Raw genomic sequence first — 15,918 nt, 5'->3', positions numbered from 1 at the left:
ATAAAGCGCGGTCAGCTCCGGTATGATCCATTGATATCAATATAGCCGTGGGTCAGATCACAGCTCCATGCGCGGGCTTTGCCATCGCCGAGGCCAAGATTCACGTCGATGTCGATTTCATGACCCTTCATGTGTGCCACAACCGGCGTCTCATCATAGCCGGGCACAACAGTGCCTTCACGCGCAATGCACACACCGCCGATGGAGACGGACAGCGTATCGCGGTCTGCGGGTTCTCCGCATTTGCCAACGGCCATCACGACACGGCCCCAGTTAGCGTCTTCCCCGGCGACAGCGGTTTTCACCAGCGGAGAATTGCCAATGGCCATGGCGACGCGCCAGGCGGAGTCGTCAGAAACGGCACCGGTTACGGTGATGGTCATGAGCTTGGTTGCCCCTTCGCCATCACGAATAACAAGCTGGGCCAGATCATGCAGCACGGCCTGCAGGGCTTCACGGAAATCCGTCAGGGCTGCGGCGTTGGCCTGCGTGCTGGCGGAAAGCTCATCATTGCCAGCAGCACCGGTGGCAAACAGCAGCACCATGTCCGAGGTGGAGGTATCCGAATCAACCGTAATGCAGTTGAAGGTCGTTTTGACCCCTTCGGACAGCAGGGCTTGCAGAACAGAGGCAGGCAGGGCGGCATCGGTGGCGACAAAAGCCAGCATGGTGGCCATGTCTGGTGCGACCATCCCGCTGCCTTTGGCGATACCCTGAATAATGACATCCGTGCCGTTCAGCTTTGCGGTGCGCACGGCGGCTTTGGGGAAGGTATCTGTGGTCATGATGCCACGGGCGGCGGCTTCCCAGCCATTTTCAGAGAGTGCGTCATGCAGGGCCGGGAGGGCCGCCGTCATGCGCTCATGCGGCAGAATCTCACCAATAACGCCGGTGGAGGCGAGGTAAACCGTCTGCGGCGTGCAGCCAGCAAGCTGGGCGGCTGCCTCAGCCGTGGCCTTACAGGTTTCACGGCCCGCGCGGCCGGTGAAAACATTGGCGTTCCCGGCATTGACCACGAGGGCGCGGGCTTCCCCTGTGGGGAGGCTGTCACGGCACCAGTCAACCGGTGCGCCGGGGCATTTGGAACGGGTAAAGACACCGGCCACCGTGGTGCCCGGTGCAAATTCAGCCAGAACAAGATCAGTCCGGCCTTTGTAGCGAATGCCAGCTTCAGCTGCGCCAAGGCGCACCCCGCGCACCTCCTTCAGTTCCGGAAGAGGCCGAGCGAGGGGGGAGACGGGGAGAGCGTGCGCCATAACGCGAAGTCCTTGGAAGCGGCAAACCCCGCCAGCAGGCTGGCGGGGCTGGTCAGTCTGGAGTGAAAATTATTTTTTTGCAGGGGCAGCGGCAGGAGCGGGAGCGTCCGGCAGCGGCTTGCCAGTGGTGGGGTCAAAACGCACGATCTTGACGCCTGCGGTTGCTTTGGCGACGGCTTCACGCACGTATTTCTGGATCAGAGACTGACGGATCTTGCCCTTGACGGAATCCAGAGACGGGATCGGGTCCGTGCGGGTGTCGAGCACCTGAATAACATGGAAACCATACTGGCTCTTGACCGGAGTGCTGCTGATTTCGCCCTTTTTCATGGCGAAAGCGGCATCGGAGAACGCCGGGATCATGTCCTGTTTCTTGAACCAGCCGAGGTCGCCGCCATTCTGCTTGGCGCTGCCCGTATCGGTGGATACCTGAGCAGCCAGCTTGGCGAAGTCTTCACCAGCTTTGAGTTTCTTGATGACGTCCTGTGCTTCGGCTTCCGTCTTCACCAGAATATGGCGGGCATGCACTTCCTGTTCCGGCGGCTTGCCAGCATAGTTCTGCTGATAGTCAGCCTGAATCTCGGCATCTGTCAGGTGCGGCATGACTTCGCGGGAGAGCCAGGCGTTCTGCAGGGCGTTGGCTGCAGCGGCATCCATGATTTTTTTCACTTCAGCAGACTTGTCCAGGCCATCCTTGTGGGCGGCAATCTGGATGGCTTTCTGGTCTGCCAGCTGGTTGATCAGCATCGGGTAGATCACGTTGGGGGGCAGCTGACGCATCTGGTCAGGCATGTTGCCGACTGCGTCCTGCACGTCCGCAATCGTGATTTTCTCACCGTTGACTGTCGCGACAACCGCCTTGGGATCTGCCGGGGGAGCTGCGGGAGCTGAGGCCTGCGGGGCAGGAGCTGCTGCCGGGGCCGTAGCCGGGGCTGCAAAAGAGGGTGCAGAAAGAACGGCTGAGGCAATCAGGGCCGTGGCTGCAAGAGCTGAGGCCTTGGTGGAAAAACGCATGAGGACAAACCTTAAACAAAGGAAAATTGCTCAATCATCTATGAAGGAGGCTATTCTGCCCTGCAAGCCCTCTGACCTGCCCTGAGGGAAGAAACACGGCTGATTGGTTGACCGAAACGGGTCCGGGTCCTATTTTGCAGCCGAGCCACTCCATGCTGATGTTCTCCTCATGTTTTCGCCGGTCTGGTTCCGGATGGAAAACAGGAGAAATCGCGCATTGTCCCGGAAAGGTTTTCATGCTCGCAAGCTTCGTCCGCGCCCTGTTCGGCACTGCCAATGACCGGACGCTCAAGATGTTCCAGCGCCGCGTGCCGGAAATCAACGCCCTGGAACCCCAAATGCAGGCGCTGGACGACGCTGCTTTGGCTGCCAAAACCGGAGAATTCCGGGAACGGCTGGCCAAAGGGGCTACTCTGGATAACCTTCTGCCAGAAGCCTTTGCTGTCACGCGGGAGGCGTCTCGCCGTGTGCTGGGGATGCGCCACTTTGATGTGCAGCTGATTGGCGGCATGGTGATGCATGCAGGCAAGATTGCCGAAATGCGCACCGGTGAGGGCAAGACTCTTGTCGCCACGCTGGCCGTTTATCTCAGCGCGCTGGCTGGTAAAGGCGTGCATGTGGTGACGGTGAACGATTATCTCGCCGCACGTGACGCCGCCGAGATGGGGCGGCTGTATAATTTTCTTGGCCTGACCACGGGCACAATTGTGCCCAACATGCCGGATGAAGCGCGTCGGGAAGCTTACGCCGCGGACATCACCTACGGCACCAACAACGAATTCGGCTTCGACTACCTGCGCGATAACATGAAATATCGCCTGGAAGAGATGGTTCAGCGCCCCTTCTACCACGCCATTGTGGATGAGGTGGACTCCATCCTGATTGACGAAGCGCGGACCCCGCTGATCATCTCCGGCCCGGCTGAAGACAGCTCAGACCTCTACCGCTCTGTGGACGAAGTCGTCGCGCAGCTGGTGCAGGACCCTGAAACCTTTGACAAGGATGAGAAGTTCCGCAGCGTTGTGCTGACGGATGCCGGGTCCGACAAGGTTGAGGAACTGCTCCGCGCCGCTGGTGTGCTGGATGAAGGCGGGTTGTATGACCTGCATCATGTTGCCGTGGTGCACCATGTGCAGCAGTCCCTGCGGGCGCATACGCTGTTCTCACGGGATGTGGACTACATCGTGCGGGGCGGGAAAGTCGTCATTATTGACGAATTCACCGGCCGTATGATGGAAGGCCGCCGGTATTCCGATGGCCTGCATCAGGCGCTGGAAGCCAAGGAGCATGTGGAGGTTCAGCAGGAGAACCAGACGCTCGCCTCCATTACCTTCCAGAACTTCTTCCGTCTTTACCCCAAGCTCTCCGGCATGACCGGCACGGCCATGACCGAGGCCGACGAGTTTGCGGAAATCTACAAGCTGGATGTGGTGGAAATTCCCACCAACCGTCCGGTGGCCCGTAAGGATGAAGACGACGAGATCTATCTGACGGAAGCCGAAAAGTTCGGCGCGGTCGTCAAGCTGATCAACACGGTGCATGAGCGCGGCCAGCCTATTCTGGTCGGCACCACGTCCATTGAGAAAAGTGAGGCGCTGTCTGAACTGCTGAAGCAGGAAGGCATCCCCCATAACGTGCTGAACGCCCGTTTCCATGAAATGGAAGCGAAGATTGTCGCACAGGCCGGGGCTCCCGGTGCCATTACCATTGCCACCAACATGGCGGGCCGTGGGACGGACATCAAACTGGGCGGCAACGTGGAAATGCTGATCGGCCAGGAGCTGGACGGCATGGAAGAGGGGCCGGAACGCGACGCCGCGGCGCAGGCAATCCGGGAGCGCGTTGCGCGCGACCATGATATTGTCAAAGCAGCAGGCGGTCTGTTTGTGATCGGCACCGAGCGGCATGAAAGCCGCCGGATTGATAACCAGCTGCGTGGTCGTGCTGGCCGTCAGGGTGACCCGGGTAACTCACACTTCTTTATCTCCCTGCAAGATGACCTGATGCGGATTTTCGGGTCTGACCGTATGGGCGGCATGTTCCAGAAAATGGGCATGAAGGAAGGGGAAGCCATTGTTCACCCCTGGCTGAGCAAGGCGCTGGAACGGGCGCAGAAGAAGGTCGAAGCCCGCAACTTCGACATGCGCAAAAACACGCTCAAATATGATGACGTGATGAACGACCAGCGTAAGGAAGTTTACGCGCAGCGCCGGGAATACATGGCGACGGAAGATGTCTCCGGTATTGTTAATGAAGCGCGGGAAGATGTGGTGGATGCCATGGTCGCCCGCCATATCCCCGAAAAATCCTTTGCTGAGCAGTGGGATGTCGAGGGGCTGACCAAGGCCGCGCAGGAAACTCTGGCGCTGGATCTGCCCATTGCGGACTGGGCGAAAGAAGACGGGATGGACGCTGAGGAAGTGGCCAACCGGATTAGTCAGGCTGCCATACAGGCACAGGCTGCCCGTGCTGCCAACCTCGGCCCGGATCTGATGCGCTTTATTGAAAAACAGGTGCTGATGACCACCTATGACGGGGTGTGGAAAGAACATCTGCATGCGCTTGATCAGCTGCGTCAGGGGATTGGTCTGCGCGCCTATGGCCAGAAAGATCCGCTGAACGAGTACAAGCACGAAGCCTTCCAGCTGTTCACCATCATGCTGGAAGAAATGCGCGAGCGTGTGGTCTCTCTGATGGCGCGGGTAGAAGTGGCACCGCAGGAAACTGTGGACCCGTTTGCCAACACGGCAGAAATTCACGCCAGCCCAGAAATTCCGGGATTTGCATCTGAGGCCGGCCCCGGTCTTTCCCCCGGAGCCGCCCCGGAAATGGCAACGCCCATCGGTGCAAGTGCAATCATGCCGGATGATCCCTCAAGCTGGGGGGAAACACCGCGCAACGCACCATGCCCATGCGGGTCAGGGAAGAAATATAAGCATTGCCACGGCCGTCTGGTTTAAGACGCGCCGGGGCCGACGGACAGGGTAAGAGAAAATGGCGGGTCATTCCCAATTTAAGAACATTATGCATCGCAAGGGCGCGCAGGACGCCAAGCGGTCCAAGCAGTTTGCCAAGATCATCCGCGAACTGACTGTAGCGACCCGCTCCGGCCTGCCTGACCCGGCATCCAACCCGCGCCTGCGGTCCGCCATTACGGCCGCTCGTGATGTCAACATGCCCAAGGACACCATTGACCGCGCCATTAAAAAGGCGTCCGGCGCTGCGGGTGGTGAAGACTATATTGAAGTGCGGTACGAGGGTTACGGCCCGGCGGGTGTGGCTGTGATTGTTGAAGGTCTGACCGACAACCGCAACCGTACGGCGTCTGATGTGCGCGCAGCCTTCTCCAAATACGGTGGCTCTCTGGGGGAAACCAACTCCGTTTCCTTCATGTTCCGTCGTCTGGGTGTGATTACCTATCCGCTGTCCGTTGCGTCTGAAGATGAGATGCTGGAAGCCGCGATTGAAGCCGGTGCGGAAAACGTCGTCTCTTCCGACACGACGCATGAAATCACCTGTGAGGTCGAAGCCTTCTTCACCGTCCGGGATTCTCTGGAAACCCGCTTTGGTGAGCCGGAAAGTGCCAAGCTGGACTGGCGTCCGGAAAATACGGTCAGCCTTGATGAAGAAAAGGCCCGGACCCTGTTCAAGCTGCTGGACGTGCTGGAAGATCATGACGACGTGCAGAACGTCTATGCCAACTTTGATCTGTCAGACGAGCTTGCTGAAAAGCTGTCAGCCTGACGGTGGTACGCCTGCTCGGCATTGACCCCGGCCTGCGCTTTACAGGCTGGGGGGTGATTGATGTCGAGGGTAATCGGTTGCGGCACGTCGAAAACGGCGTGATTGCAACCAACAGTGCGGACAGTGTGCCAGACCGGCTGAAAGTCCTGCATGAAAACCTGACAATCCTGATTGACCGCCTCAACCCGGCGGAAGCCGCGGTGGAAGAGACGTATGTCAACCGCAACGGCACAGCCACGCTCAAGCTGGGCTATGCCCGTGGCGTGGCGTTGGTGGTTCCGGCACTGGCCGGGTTGCCGGTGGCGGAATATGGCGCGCTGGCGGTCAAGAAGGCCGTGGTTGGCACAGGGTCTGCGGATAAAGATCAGGTTGAAATGATGGTGCGCCGCCTCCTGCCGGGGGTTAAGGTGGCGCGGGCCGATGCGTCGGATGCGCTGGCAATCGCCATTTGCCATGCCCACCATCGGGCCAGTGCCCGCCATATTGCAGCCGGGGTAAGAATGGCATGATTGCATTTCTGAGCGGACTGGTCATTCAGGTGGAACTGGGGAGCTGCGTGATCGACGTGAATGGCGTCGGTTATCTGGTCGCGGCCTCCACCCGCACTCTTGCGGCTCTGCCGAACCCTCCCGAAAAAGCCCGCGTGCTGATTGAAACCGTCGTGCGGGAAGACGCGATTCTGCTCTACGGCTTTGTGGAAAGTGCGGAACGCGAGTGGTTCCGCCTGCTGACCAGCGTGCAGGGCGTGGGCGCAAAAGTCGCGCTGGGGATGCTTTCCACCCTGTCTCCGGGTGAACTGGTCGCGGCCCTTACAACATCGGACAAAGCCTCTCTGACCCGCGCCCCCGGCGTGGGCGGCCGTCTGGCCGAACGCATTCTAACAGAACTGCGGGACCGCGCGGCCAAGATGCCCGGTGGCGGCGGAGGCATTGTGGTGCCTGCCAGCGCCACGCCGGGTGGCGGGATTGAGGCTGATGCGTTGCTGGCACTGGCGGGGCTTGGGTTCCGTCGGTCGGAAGCGGCTCCCGTTATCAAACGGTTGATGGACGAACAGGGGGCTGCGGCCTCGCTGGACACTGTGCTGCGTGACAGCCTGAAAGCTCTGGCGCGATGAGCGGCGCAGAATTCACCCCGGAGCGGGAGATTGATCCCTCCCGCCGGGATGAGGATGGAGCGGAAGCCTCTCTTCGCCCGCAAACGCTGGCTGATTTTACCGGCCAGAAATCCAGCCGCGAAAATCTGTCGATTTTTATTGCCGCAGCCCGCCAGCGCGGCGAAGCGCTGGACCATGTGCTGCTGCACGGACCGCCGGGGCTGGGCAAAACCACGCTGGCGCAGATTGTCTCACGGGAACTCGGGGTCGGCTTTCGGGCAACTTCTGGCCCAGTGATTCAGCGGGCCGGGGATCTTGCCGCCATTCTGACCAATCTTCAGCCGCGTGACGTGCTGTTTATTGATGAAATCCACCGTCTTCAGCCCGCTATCGAGGAAATTCTTTATCCCGCGATGGAGGATTTTCAGCTCGATCTGATTATCGGGGAAGGCCCGGCAGCCCGCTCCGTGCGGATTGATCTGCCACCTTTCACCCTTGTGGCAGCTACCACCCGCGCCGGACTGCTGGCGACCCCGCTGCGGGATCGGTTTGGTATTCCTCTGCGGCTGGTCTTCTACACCCCGGACGAATTGCGGGCCATTGTGGCGCGGGGTGCGGAAAAGCTCGGCTTTAATCTGACAGAGGCCGGAGCGGAAGAAATCGCCCGGCGCTCCCGTGGCACACCGCGTATCGCGGGCCGTCTGCTGCGTCGCGTGCGGGATTTTGCCGCCGTGATCGCCCCCGGCGGTGCGCCCGTCAGCCGAGAAGTGGCGGATGCCGCCCTTAGCAGGCTGGAAGTAGACGCGCTGGGGCTGGACGCCATGGACAGGCGCTACCTGCGCCGCATAGCAGAGTATCACCACGGGGGGCCGGTTGGGGTGGAAACACTCGCCGCGGCTCTGGCAGAAGCGCGTGATACACTGGAAGATGTCATTGAACCGTATCTGATTCAGGAAGGGCTGGTTCTGCGCACCAGCCGGGGGCGTGTGCTGGGAGAGCGTGGCTGGCGTCACCTTGGTCTGACACCGCCTGCGCAACCGGATGAACCGCGCTCTGCCCAGATGGATCTTTTGCCTGACGAAGAGGACGGCGCATGACCACACATGCAATCGATTTCCGCATTTATTATGAGGACACGGATGCCGGGGGCATCGTCTATCACGCCCGGTATCTGGCGTTTGCCGAACGGGCGCGGACGGAAGCCATCCGCAGTCTTGGCATGCCAGCAGCCTCCCTGCTGAGTGACTACGGGCTGGTGTTTGTGGTGCATGACGCCACCATCAACTACCGTGTGCCGCTCAAGCTGGATGATGTGGCAACCATCACCACCCGCCTGCTGGAAGAAGGGGCGGCAAGCTGCCGACTGGAGCAGGTCTTTACCCGCGATGGCGTTTTTTGTGCCCGCGTGGACGTAAGGCTGGCCTGCGTGCGTGCAGAAGATGGTCGTCCTGCCCGATTCCCGCCATTATGGCGTGATCTTTTGCGAGGACTTGCGGCTGAGGTCTAGTCGGCCTCTTCTGCTTTTGCGCGGAAGACAGTAAAAACAGCACGACCGGGACGCGTGGAGCCAAGCCCGAGTCGCAGACAGGTTGCCCGGGACGGGTGCTAGAGGCAGGAGGCGTTTTTGGATCGTGCGGTTGACGCGGCAAATCTCGGCGTAGCAGCGGCGGGAGACCTGTCGGTGTGGGGGCTGTTTATGAATGCCTCCCTGATGGTCAAACTGGTCATGCTGGGACTGGTGTTCTGTAGCGTGATGGTCTGGGCCATTATTTTCGATAAAATTGTGACGTTGCGGCGGATCAACAAGCAGGCAACCGCCTTTGAGGACCGCTTCTGGTCCGGTGGTAGTCTGGATGATCTGTATGAAAGCGATGGCGCCAAGCCTGTCCATCCGTTGGCTGCCGTTTTTGGTGCCGCAATGGGAGAATGGCGTCGTTCTGCCCGTATTCCCGGTGTGGATCTTGTGCGCGGTGGCGTGAAGGAACGTGTGGACCGCGCTATTGGCATTACGGTCACGCGTGAAATGGACCGCCTGCGTCGCTGGGTCATCTTTCTGGCAACGGTTGGCCCGGTGGCTCCGTTTGTCGGTCTGTTTGGCACCGTCTGGGGGATCATGCATTCCTTCAGCGCTATTGCCGCCATGCACAATACCAACCTGAGCGTTGTGGCTCCCGGTATTTCAGAAGCTCTGTTTGCGACGGCCATCGGCCTGCTGACTGCTGTGCCATCCTATGTGGCGTATAACGTCATCAGCAACAGTCTGGACCTGTTCCAGGACCGGCTGGAGGGCTTTGGCACCGAGTTTGCGGCCATTCTGTCCCGCCAGTCCGAAGAAAGGGCCTGAGTCATGGGCATGCCGTCAGGAGGGAGCGGACGCCGTCGCAGGCGTCCGATGGCTGAAATCAACGTGACGCCGATGGTCGACGTCATGCTGGTTCTGCTGATTATCTTCATGGTCACATCCCCCATGCTGACCAGCGGCGTGAATGTGGATCTGCCCAAGACAGACGCAAAGCCCGTCAATTCCGATACCAAGCCCATCACCGTGTCCATTCGCGCGGATGGCAGCCTGTATCTGGGGGATTCTGAAGTGTCGCCCGAGCAGCTGGTTGCCCAGCTGAAGGCTGCTTCCAACAATGACCCGTCACACCGCATCTTTGTGCGCGGTGATGCCCATATCGATTATGGCCGTGTGATGCAGGTTATGGGGCAGGTGACAGAAGGCGGCTTTACTCATGTGGCTCTGCTGGCGCAACAACCCGCCAGCAGTGGCCATTAACTCACTCTCCTGCGCAGAGAGGCGGAGAAATTTCATGGTGCGGCCACGCCGTTCCGAACAGACAGTGCTGAGGCGCTGTCTCTATCTGTCCGGCGGAGCGCATATTGCGTTCCTGCTGGCCTTGCTGGTTTCTCTGCCCCCGCCTAAACCGGAGGAAGAACCTCCTCCGGTGGTGGAAATGCAGTTTGAGGCCCCGGAAGACTCCGGTGGATCTCCGGCCAAGGCCAGCCAGCCTTCTTCCAAACCCACACCACCGGCTCCTGTGCCGAATGATGCGCCCCCCACGCCGGAGCCCCCCAAGGAAGCCCCGAACGAGGAAGCGCCGCCTCCGCCACCACCGCCCCAGCCGGTGCCGCCTCCGCCTGTGCCGGAATCTGAAAAGCTGCCGGATACGCCCGTGCCGCCCAAAGCGGATGAGCCGTCTCCCGATGTGGTGAAAACGCCGCCGTCCCCGCCGACGCCGCCCAAGACGACGCCGAGTGTGGCCCCGCCGTCTCCGGTTACGGAACCGACGGACACGTTGCCGGATACGCCTACGCCGTCGCACATCACACAGCCCAACAAGGCCAAGAAAACGCAGGAAGAGTCGCATTCTCTGCTGGAAACGCTGGATTCTTTCCGGTCCGACACCAAGCAGACGCATGCGCCCAAGGCCAAGGCTAACCCTGCGCAGGGTGGGGCCCCCGATGGGGGTGGTTCGCCCAACGGGGATATTACCCGCAGCCTGTCCGCTGGTGAGCAGAAGGCTATCGGCGGGGCCGTGCGCCGTTGCTATACGGAAGATACGGCGGCCAAAAATTATGCCACTTTTGTCGCGCACCTGATTGTGACGGTGGATGCCACGGGTGAGGCTCGTATTGTGCAGTTTGCTCCGCAGACGCAGGCGCAGATGAATGCTGACTCCTCATACCGGGCGCTGGCGGAACGGGCGCGGGCAGCAGTGCTGAGCCCCACCTGTTCCAGGCTGCCTATCCCCAAAAACCTTCTGGGCCAGACCCGGCAGTTGAAATTTGTGTTCAGGCCTTGATCAGGCCACCTGGAGGAAAACCGATGCTTACGAGTACACGACCGCTTATTTCTGATCAGGAAGCCGACACACTGGTAGCGGCCCTTGGCCGCCGCACGCTGATGGGAGCCAGTGTGGCCGCTGGTGGTCTGCTTATGACCCCGCTGCCCGGTATGGCCGCTACGGCTGCCCCTGAGGCAGAAATTACGGTTGATCAGGCCCGCACGGCGCCGATCCCCATTATTGTTCCCAACTTTGGCGGAGGCCTTGGCGCGCAGATTGCGGAAGTGCTGACAAACGATCTGACCAATACCGGGCTGTTTAAGGTCATTCCCGGTGGGGCTGGTTCAGGCACGCCGGATTTTGCCAGTGCAAAGTCCATGGGCGCGCGGGCGCTGGTAACCGGCAGTGTGACGGGCAGCGGTTCTGTCCGCGTGGAAATGCGCCTGTGGGATGTGCTGACCCACCAGCAGATTCAGGGCACGGCCTATACAACCACTTCTGCCAACTGGCGGCGAATTGCTCATATTGTGGGTGACGTCATTTACGAACGCATGCTGGGTGAAAAAGGCTACTTTGATACCCGCATCGCCTTCATTTCCCGCTCCGGTGCGCGTGCGCATCAGGCGACCCGTCTGGCGATCATGGATCAGGATGGAGCCAACAGTCGCATGCTGACGGCGGGCAAGTGGCTGACCCTCACACCGCGCTTTAGCCCGGTGAAGGATCAGGTGGCGTTCATGTCCTACGCCAACAACCGTCCGCGCGTGTATCTGTTTGATCTCGGCAGTGGCCGCCAGCAAATTCTCGGTGAGTTCGCGGGCATTTCCTTCGCACCGCGGTTCTCTCCGGACGGGCGTTCTGTTGTGCTGTCTGTGACGCGCAATGGTGGATCTGACCTGTTTGTGGTGGATCTGGCGTCCGGCTCCCGCCGTCAGATTACGTCTTCCGGCGCGATTGATACCAGCCCGTGCTACAGCCCGGATGGTTCACAGATTGTGTTCAACTCTGACCGTGGCGGCAGCCCTCAGCTTTATATCATGAGCGCTTCTGGCGGTGGTGCGAAGCGGATTTCCTATGGCCACGGCACATATGGCTCTCCCGTCTGGTCTCCGCGTGGGGATCTGATCGCCTTTACCCGTATTGCCAATGGCAGCTTCTCGCTGGGCGTTATGAATCCTGATGGCACGGGTGAGCGCATCATGACCGAAGGCTTTACGGTGGAAAGCCCGAGCTTCTGCCCCAATGGTCGCGTGCTGGCCTATTGCCGCCAGAGCCGTGCTGGCGCAGGCGGCGCAGGCTTTAGCTCCTCCATCGGCATGGTGGATATTACCGGGTTTAATGACCGCGTTCTGCCCACGCCGGGGCAGGCTTCTGACCCGGCGTGGTCTCCGCTGAACGGATAAGTCTGTTTTGTCATAAAACAGCGCAAAGCCCCGGGTGAGAGTCCGGGGCTTTTTTTACGCTTTTTAAGAATACTTGTGTTTGATTTTTTGCCGTAAGCTTTAGAGAGTTTCGGCGGTCAGATGTTGTTCTGCGTTAAGAGCGGGTTTGATTTTTTTCTTTGCAGACTGAATTTCGCGGTATGCCCTGAAAGGGTGTAACCGTTGGTCATTCCATGCCTGAAAAATGGTTGTAAAAAGAGAACCTATTCGAGTCGGCCGGCCTGACAGCATGGGTGAAAATAATTCCGAACTCTGTCTTTGTGGTTTTTTAAGGGACGCTCTTCCAGAGTAATCACAAAAAAGAGTGATTGAGGGCTTCTTAAGGTGAGTGAATGGAGCCGTTTTTCTTAATAAAGCCACAGTATGGGAGAAGCATAGAAATCGGCGAAAATGCCTCGCAGAAGCATTGCGCACCGGTCCGGGGCAATTTGCTGATAAATTCTGAACAGCCGTAAAAATCGGAGTGCAGAGGGGGCTCTGTGTCTATTCAGCATCGCTTTTGCCAGGTCAGCTATGCCAAAAACAGATCTCGCTTGACCGGAGGAATGAGCTATGGCTTAGGGCAAGGTGGTCTCCACAGTTCGTCGGCTCTTCGATGGTTTTCGGAGGGGAGCAGAGGAATGCGCGGGGATACAGGCATTAAGCTGTTTTTTCTCTCCGAATAGTTCCTGTTGGGAACTAATTCTCAGGATCCGACACATGAGACTGAAATATATTGCTGCGCTTAGCATGGTTGCCCTTCTCTCTGCCTGTGCGCACGAGAAGGCAAACACCGGTGACTCCAACGGCGCAGCGACCACCGCTGTCCAGCCGAGCGGCCCTGTTCCCGGCAGTGAAGAAGATCTGGTTGCCACCGCGGGTGACCGCGTGTTGTTCGCTCTGAACAAAAGCGGCCTGACCTCCGAGGCACAGGCGACACTGGACAAGCAGGCTTCCTGGCTGGCTCAGTATCCGCAGGTTAACGTTGAAGTCGCCGGTAACTGCGATGACCGTGGCACGGAAGAATACAACATTGCTCTGGGCCAGCGCCGCGCCAATGCAGCCCGTGACTATCTGGTTGCCAAAGGCGTTGCGTCTTCCCGCATCTCCACCATCTCCTACGGTAAGGACCGCCCGACCCAGGAAGGTGATGATGAAAGCGCATGGGCCCAGAACCGTAACGCAATTACTGCCGTTCACTAAGGTCTGGAGTTTTTCGCGTTTGAGTCGACAGGGCAGGTCGGGTGAGTTTCACCCGGCCTGTTTTTGTATTTCCTGTCTTGTTTTCCGGGGAGGAATGGTGAAATCCTTGCCCGCTTTTAAGGAAAGGGTGAGGTCTTGATGAAACACGGGTTGATGACGTCCATTGCTGCGCCGTGGCGTGTTCTGGCCTTGTGTCTGCCTGTTGCTGCTGTGCTGGTGGCCTCAGCCCCGGCAGCTCATGCGCAGGATGTGACCAGCCGTGAAGGGCTTGCGCTGCAAAACCAGATTATGGCGCTCAAACAGTCCATGAGCCAGATGCAGTCTTCGGGCAGCACACTGGCTCCCCCGTCCGCCACACCAGCGCCCGCTTCTTCCGGCAATGGGGATCTGACAGCCCAGCTGCTGGACCGGGTCAACACTCTGGAACAGCAGCAGCGCGACATGCGCGGTGAGATTGACCAGCTGACCAACGAGTTGCAACAGAAGTCCGCGGCTCTTTCCAAACAGATTGCCGATAATCAATTTGCGGCCCAGAATGGCGGGGGCGGTGCAGCTGCTCCAGCTGCTGCCGCCGCAGCGGGAGCCGCAGGTGCAGCTTCATCAACATCGCATACCGCAGCGAGCACGCCGGATGCGCTGCTGGCCAGTGGTAAGGCCGCCCTGCAGAAGCGTGATTATGCGACGGCGCATGAGAATGCGGAGGAAGCCCTGAAGAACGCCAAAGGCAGCTTCAAAGTTGATGCGCAGTTCCTGCTGGCTCAGTCTCTGGCGGGTGAAAAGCAGTATCGCCAGTCTGCCGTGGCGTATTATGACGCCTATCGTCAGTCCCCCAAAAGCGCTCGCGCACCAGATGCTCTGCTGGGGGTAAGTGCTTCCCTGCTGGCTCTGGGTGACAAGAAGGCCGCCTGTCAGGCGCTCGGGAAGCTGAAGACAGAGTTCCCGTCTCCCACGCAGCGTGTGTCGCATGCTGTGGAAATTTACGCCGGTCGGGGCGGCTGCCAGTAATCTTGACGCAGTTTCCCGGCAGGGCGGGGGAGGCCGAGACGCAGCCTTGCTTCGCCCCGCAGGATGATCCCTTTTCTGAAGCCCCGGTCTCTCCGGAGGCATTTATTGCCCGGATAGAACAACTGGGGCCATGGCTGCCAGATGATCCGGCTTTGCCGCCGGTCGGGGTGGCCGTTTCCGGGGGCGGAGACAGTTTGTGTCTGGCCTGGCTTGCGCGGCACTGGCGGAAAAATCTTCTCGCCTTCGTGGTGGACCACGGACTGCGCGCCGAGTCCGCAGAAGAAGCCCGGCTGACCGTGCGGCGGCTGACTGCCATGGGTGTGCCTGCTCGCCTCCTAACCCTCACAACACTGACCAAAGGCCCCGGCATTGCGGAACGCGCCCGGCAGGCGCGCTATGCCGTGCTGGCGCAGGCCTGCCGGGAGGCGGGGTGTCTGGACCTGCTGCTCGGTCATCAGGCGGATGATCAGGTTGAAACCATTCGTATGCGTCAGAAGGCGGGTAGTGGGCCGGATGGTCTGGCGGGGATGGGCTGGGTAACGGCTTTGCCAGATGTACGGCTTGTGCGGCCTCTTCTCAGTGTCTCACGGCAGGCGTTGCGTAACACGTTGCGGCAGGCTGGGCGGGCGTGGGTAGATGATCCCTCCAATCAGGATATGCGGGCCGAGCGGGTGCGGGTCAGGCACAGCTTGCAGGTGCAGGATACGCGACACATTTTATGGCAGACGGGCGTTAAAGCTGGTGCCGCGCGGATGCAGCGGGACGCGGAGCGGGCTGCCGTTCTGGCCAGACAGGTCACGCTCAGGCCGGAAGGCTGGGCCTGCTTAGGGCCAGACCTGCCGGAACCGGAAATCCTGTCTGGCCTTATTCGGTGTGTGGGCGGCTTGATCTATCCCCCATCTCCGATTGCCGTGGCCCGATTACAGGCAGCGGAGCAGGAGGCCACGCTGGCTGGCGTGCAGCTGATGCGCGGGCAGGCGGGCTGGTTTCTGGTGCGGGAAGCTGCCGCTATGGCAGCTCCCGTTCGGGCGCAGGCGGGCGCGCGGTGGGATAATCGGTTTGAACTCAGGCTCCCTCCTGCCGTTTCTGGTGAGGAGCTATGGATTGGTCCGGCAGGGTTGGGGCTGGAGCGTAAGGACCGTCACGGCTGGCCGGCGCGCTTCTGCGCGACGCTGCCCGCGCTATGGCGAGGAGACCGGCGTGTGGCCGTGCCGCATCTGGGTTTGGGGGCGGAGGAGGGGCTCAAACAGGTTCGTTTTCTGTTCCAGCCTCCGGTTTCCGTCACGGGCAGCGGCGTGTATGGCTGGCCGGAGAGGAAAGCAGACCAGCTTCAGACTTGATAATAAATGTCATGTGTGGGGTGGGAATATCGGCTCAGCATCCCATTTGTAATG

At 60.0% G+C, this 15,918-nt stretch carries 15 protein-coding genes; 13 read left to right on the top strand and 2 right to left on the bottom strand.

Going from position 1 to position 15,918, the window contains the following annotated elements; translation table 11 throughout:
• Positions 1-11: 11 nt before the first annotated feature.
• The gene (argJ, locus tag ACHQGU_RS14485; protein ID WP_395495461.1) at positions 12-1,256 is read right to left on the bottom strand and encodes a bifunctional glutamate N-acetyltransferase/amino-acid acetyltransferase ArgJ; all 1,245 of its coding nucleotides are present in this window, start codon (positions 1,254-1,256) and stop codon (positions 12-14) included.
• A 69-nt stretch (positions 1,257-1,325) separates the two neighbouring features.
• On the bottom strand, positions 1,326-2,270 hold the full coding sequence (locus ACHQGU_RS14480; protein ID WP_062141377.1) for a peptidylprolyl isomerase: 945 nt from the start codon (positions 2,268-2,270) through the stop codon (positions 1,326-1,328).
• Between the two features lie 236 nt (positions 2,271-2,506).
• Here ACHQGU_RS14480 and secA point away from each other — a divergent pair, with 236 nt between their 5' ends.
• From secA to tilS, 13 genes are all read left to right on the top strand, one after another.
• Positions 2,507-5,230, top strand: a complete 2,724-nt coding sequence (gene secA / locus ACHQGU_RS14475) for a preprotein translocase subunit SecA (protein ID WP_062272320.1) — start codon at positions 2,507-2,509, stop codon at positions 5,228-5,230.
• A gap of 34 nt (positions 5,231-5,264) precedes the next feature.
• Entirely contained in the window at positions 5,265-6,014 is a 750-nt protein-coding gene (locus tag ACHQGU_RS14470) for a YebC/PmpR family DNA-binding transcriptional regulator (RefSeq protein WP_062141372.1), read from the top strand.
• 2 nt (positions 6,015-6,016) lie between these two features.
• The gene (ruvC, locus tag ACHQGU_RS14465) at positions 6,017-6,523 is read left to right on the top strand and encodes a crossover junction endodeoxyribonuclease RuvC (protein ID WP_043550325.1); all 507 of its coding nucleotides are present in this window, start codon (positions 6,017-6,019) and stop codon (positions 6,521-6,523) included.
• Complete coding sequence (ruvA, locus tag ACHQGU_RS14460) at positions 6,520-7,128, top strand: Holliday junction branch migration protein RuvA (protein ID WP_062248639.1); 609 nt, start codon at positions 6,520-6,522, stop codon at positions 7,126-7,128. The genes ruvC and ruvA overlap by 4 nt, the downstream gene beginning before the upstream one ends.
• Positions 7,125-8,204: a Holliday junction branch migration DNA helicase RuvB gene (ruvB, locus tag ACHQGU_RS14455; RefSeq protein WP_043550322.1), complete on the top strand. Its 1,080-nt coding sequence runs from the start codon at positions 7,125-7,127 to the stop codon at positions 8,202-8,204. Before ruvA ends, ruvB begins: the two co-directional genes overlap by 4 nt.
• A complete protein-coding gene (locus tag ACHQGU_RS14450) occupies positions 8,201-8,614 on the top strand; it encodes a YbgC/FadM family acyl-CoA thioesterase (protein ID WP_043550321.1) in 414 nt (137 codons plus the stop codon). Before ruvB ends, ACHQGU_RS14450 begins: the two co-directional genes overlap by 4 nt.
• A gap of 117 nt (positions 8,615-8,731) precedes the next feature.
• Complete coding sequence (gene tolQ, locus ACHQGU_RS14445; RefSeq protein ID WP_043550320.1) at positions 8,732-9,451, top strand: protein TolQ; 720 nt, start codon at positions 8,732-8,734, stop codon at positions 9,449-9,451.
• 3 nt (positions 9,452-9,454) lie between these two features.
• The gene (tolR, locus tag ACHQGU_RS14440) at positions 9,455-9,886 is read left to right on the top strand and encodes a protein TolR (protein ID WP_025827084.1); all 432 of its coding nucleotides are present in this window, start codon (positions 9,455-9,457) and stop codon (positions 9,884-9,886) included.
• A gap of 34 nt (positions 9,887-9,920) precedes the next feature.
• Positions 9,921-10,913 (top strand): hypothetical protein, encoded by a 993-nt coding sequence (locus ACHQGU_RS14435; RefSeq protein ID WP_062141364.1) that lies wholly within the window; start codon positions 9,921-9,923, stop codon positions 10,911-10,913.
• A 23-nt stretch (positions 10,914-10,936) separates the two neighbouring features.
• On the top strand, positions 10,937-12,298 hold the full coding sequence (tolB, locus tag ACHQGU_RS14430) for a Tol-Pal system beta propeller repeat protein TolB (RefSeq protein ID WP_062248635.1): 1,362 nt from the start codon (positions 10,937-10,939) through the stop codon (positions 12,296-12,298).
• Between the two features lie 738 nt (positions 12,299-13,036).
• On the top strand, positions 13,037-13,519 hold the full coding sequence (gene pal / locus ACHQGU_RS14425) for a peptidoglycan-associated lipoprotein Pal (protein WP_062141360.1): 483 nt from the start codon (positions 13,037-13,039) through the stop codon (positions 13,517-13,519).
• A gap of 138 nt (positions 13,520-13,657) precedes the next feature.
• Positions 13,658-14,524, top strand: coding sequence for a hypothetical protein (locus ACHQGU_RS14420; RefSeq protein WP_395495460.1), 867 nt, complete (start codon positions 13,658-13,660; stop codon positions 14,522-14,524).
• A 104-nt stretch (positions 14,525-14,628) separates the two neighbouring features.
• Entirely contained in the window at positions 14,629-15,864 is a 1,236-nt protein-coding gene (gene tilS, locus ACHQGU_RS14415; protein WP_395496448.1) for a tRNA lysidine(34) synthetase TilS, read from the top strand.
• Positions 15,865-15,918 lie beyond the last annotated feature (54 nt).

The organism is Acetobacter sp. KSO5 (assembly GCF_044094635.1).
Taxonomy (GTDB): Bacteria; Pseudomonadota; Alphaproteobacteria; order Acetobacterales; family Acetobacteraceae; genus Acetobacter; species Acetobacter cerevisiae.
Note: the sequence above shows the minus strand (reverse complement) of the source record. Positions and strands in the feature narration are given on the sequence as shown.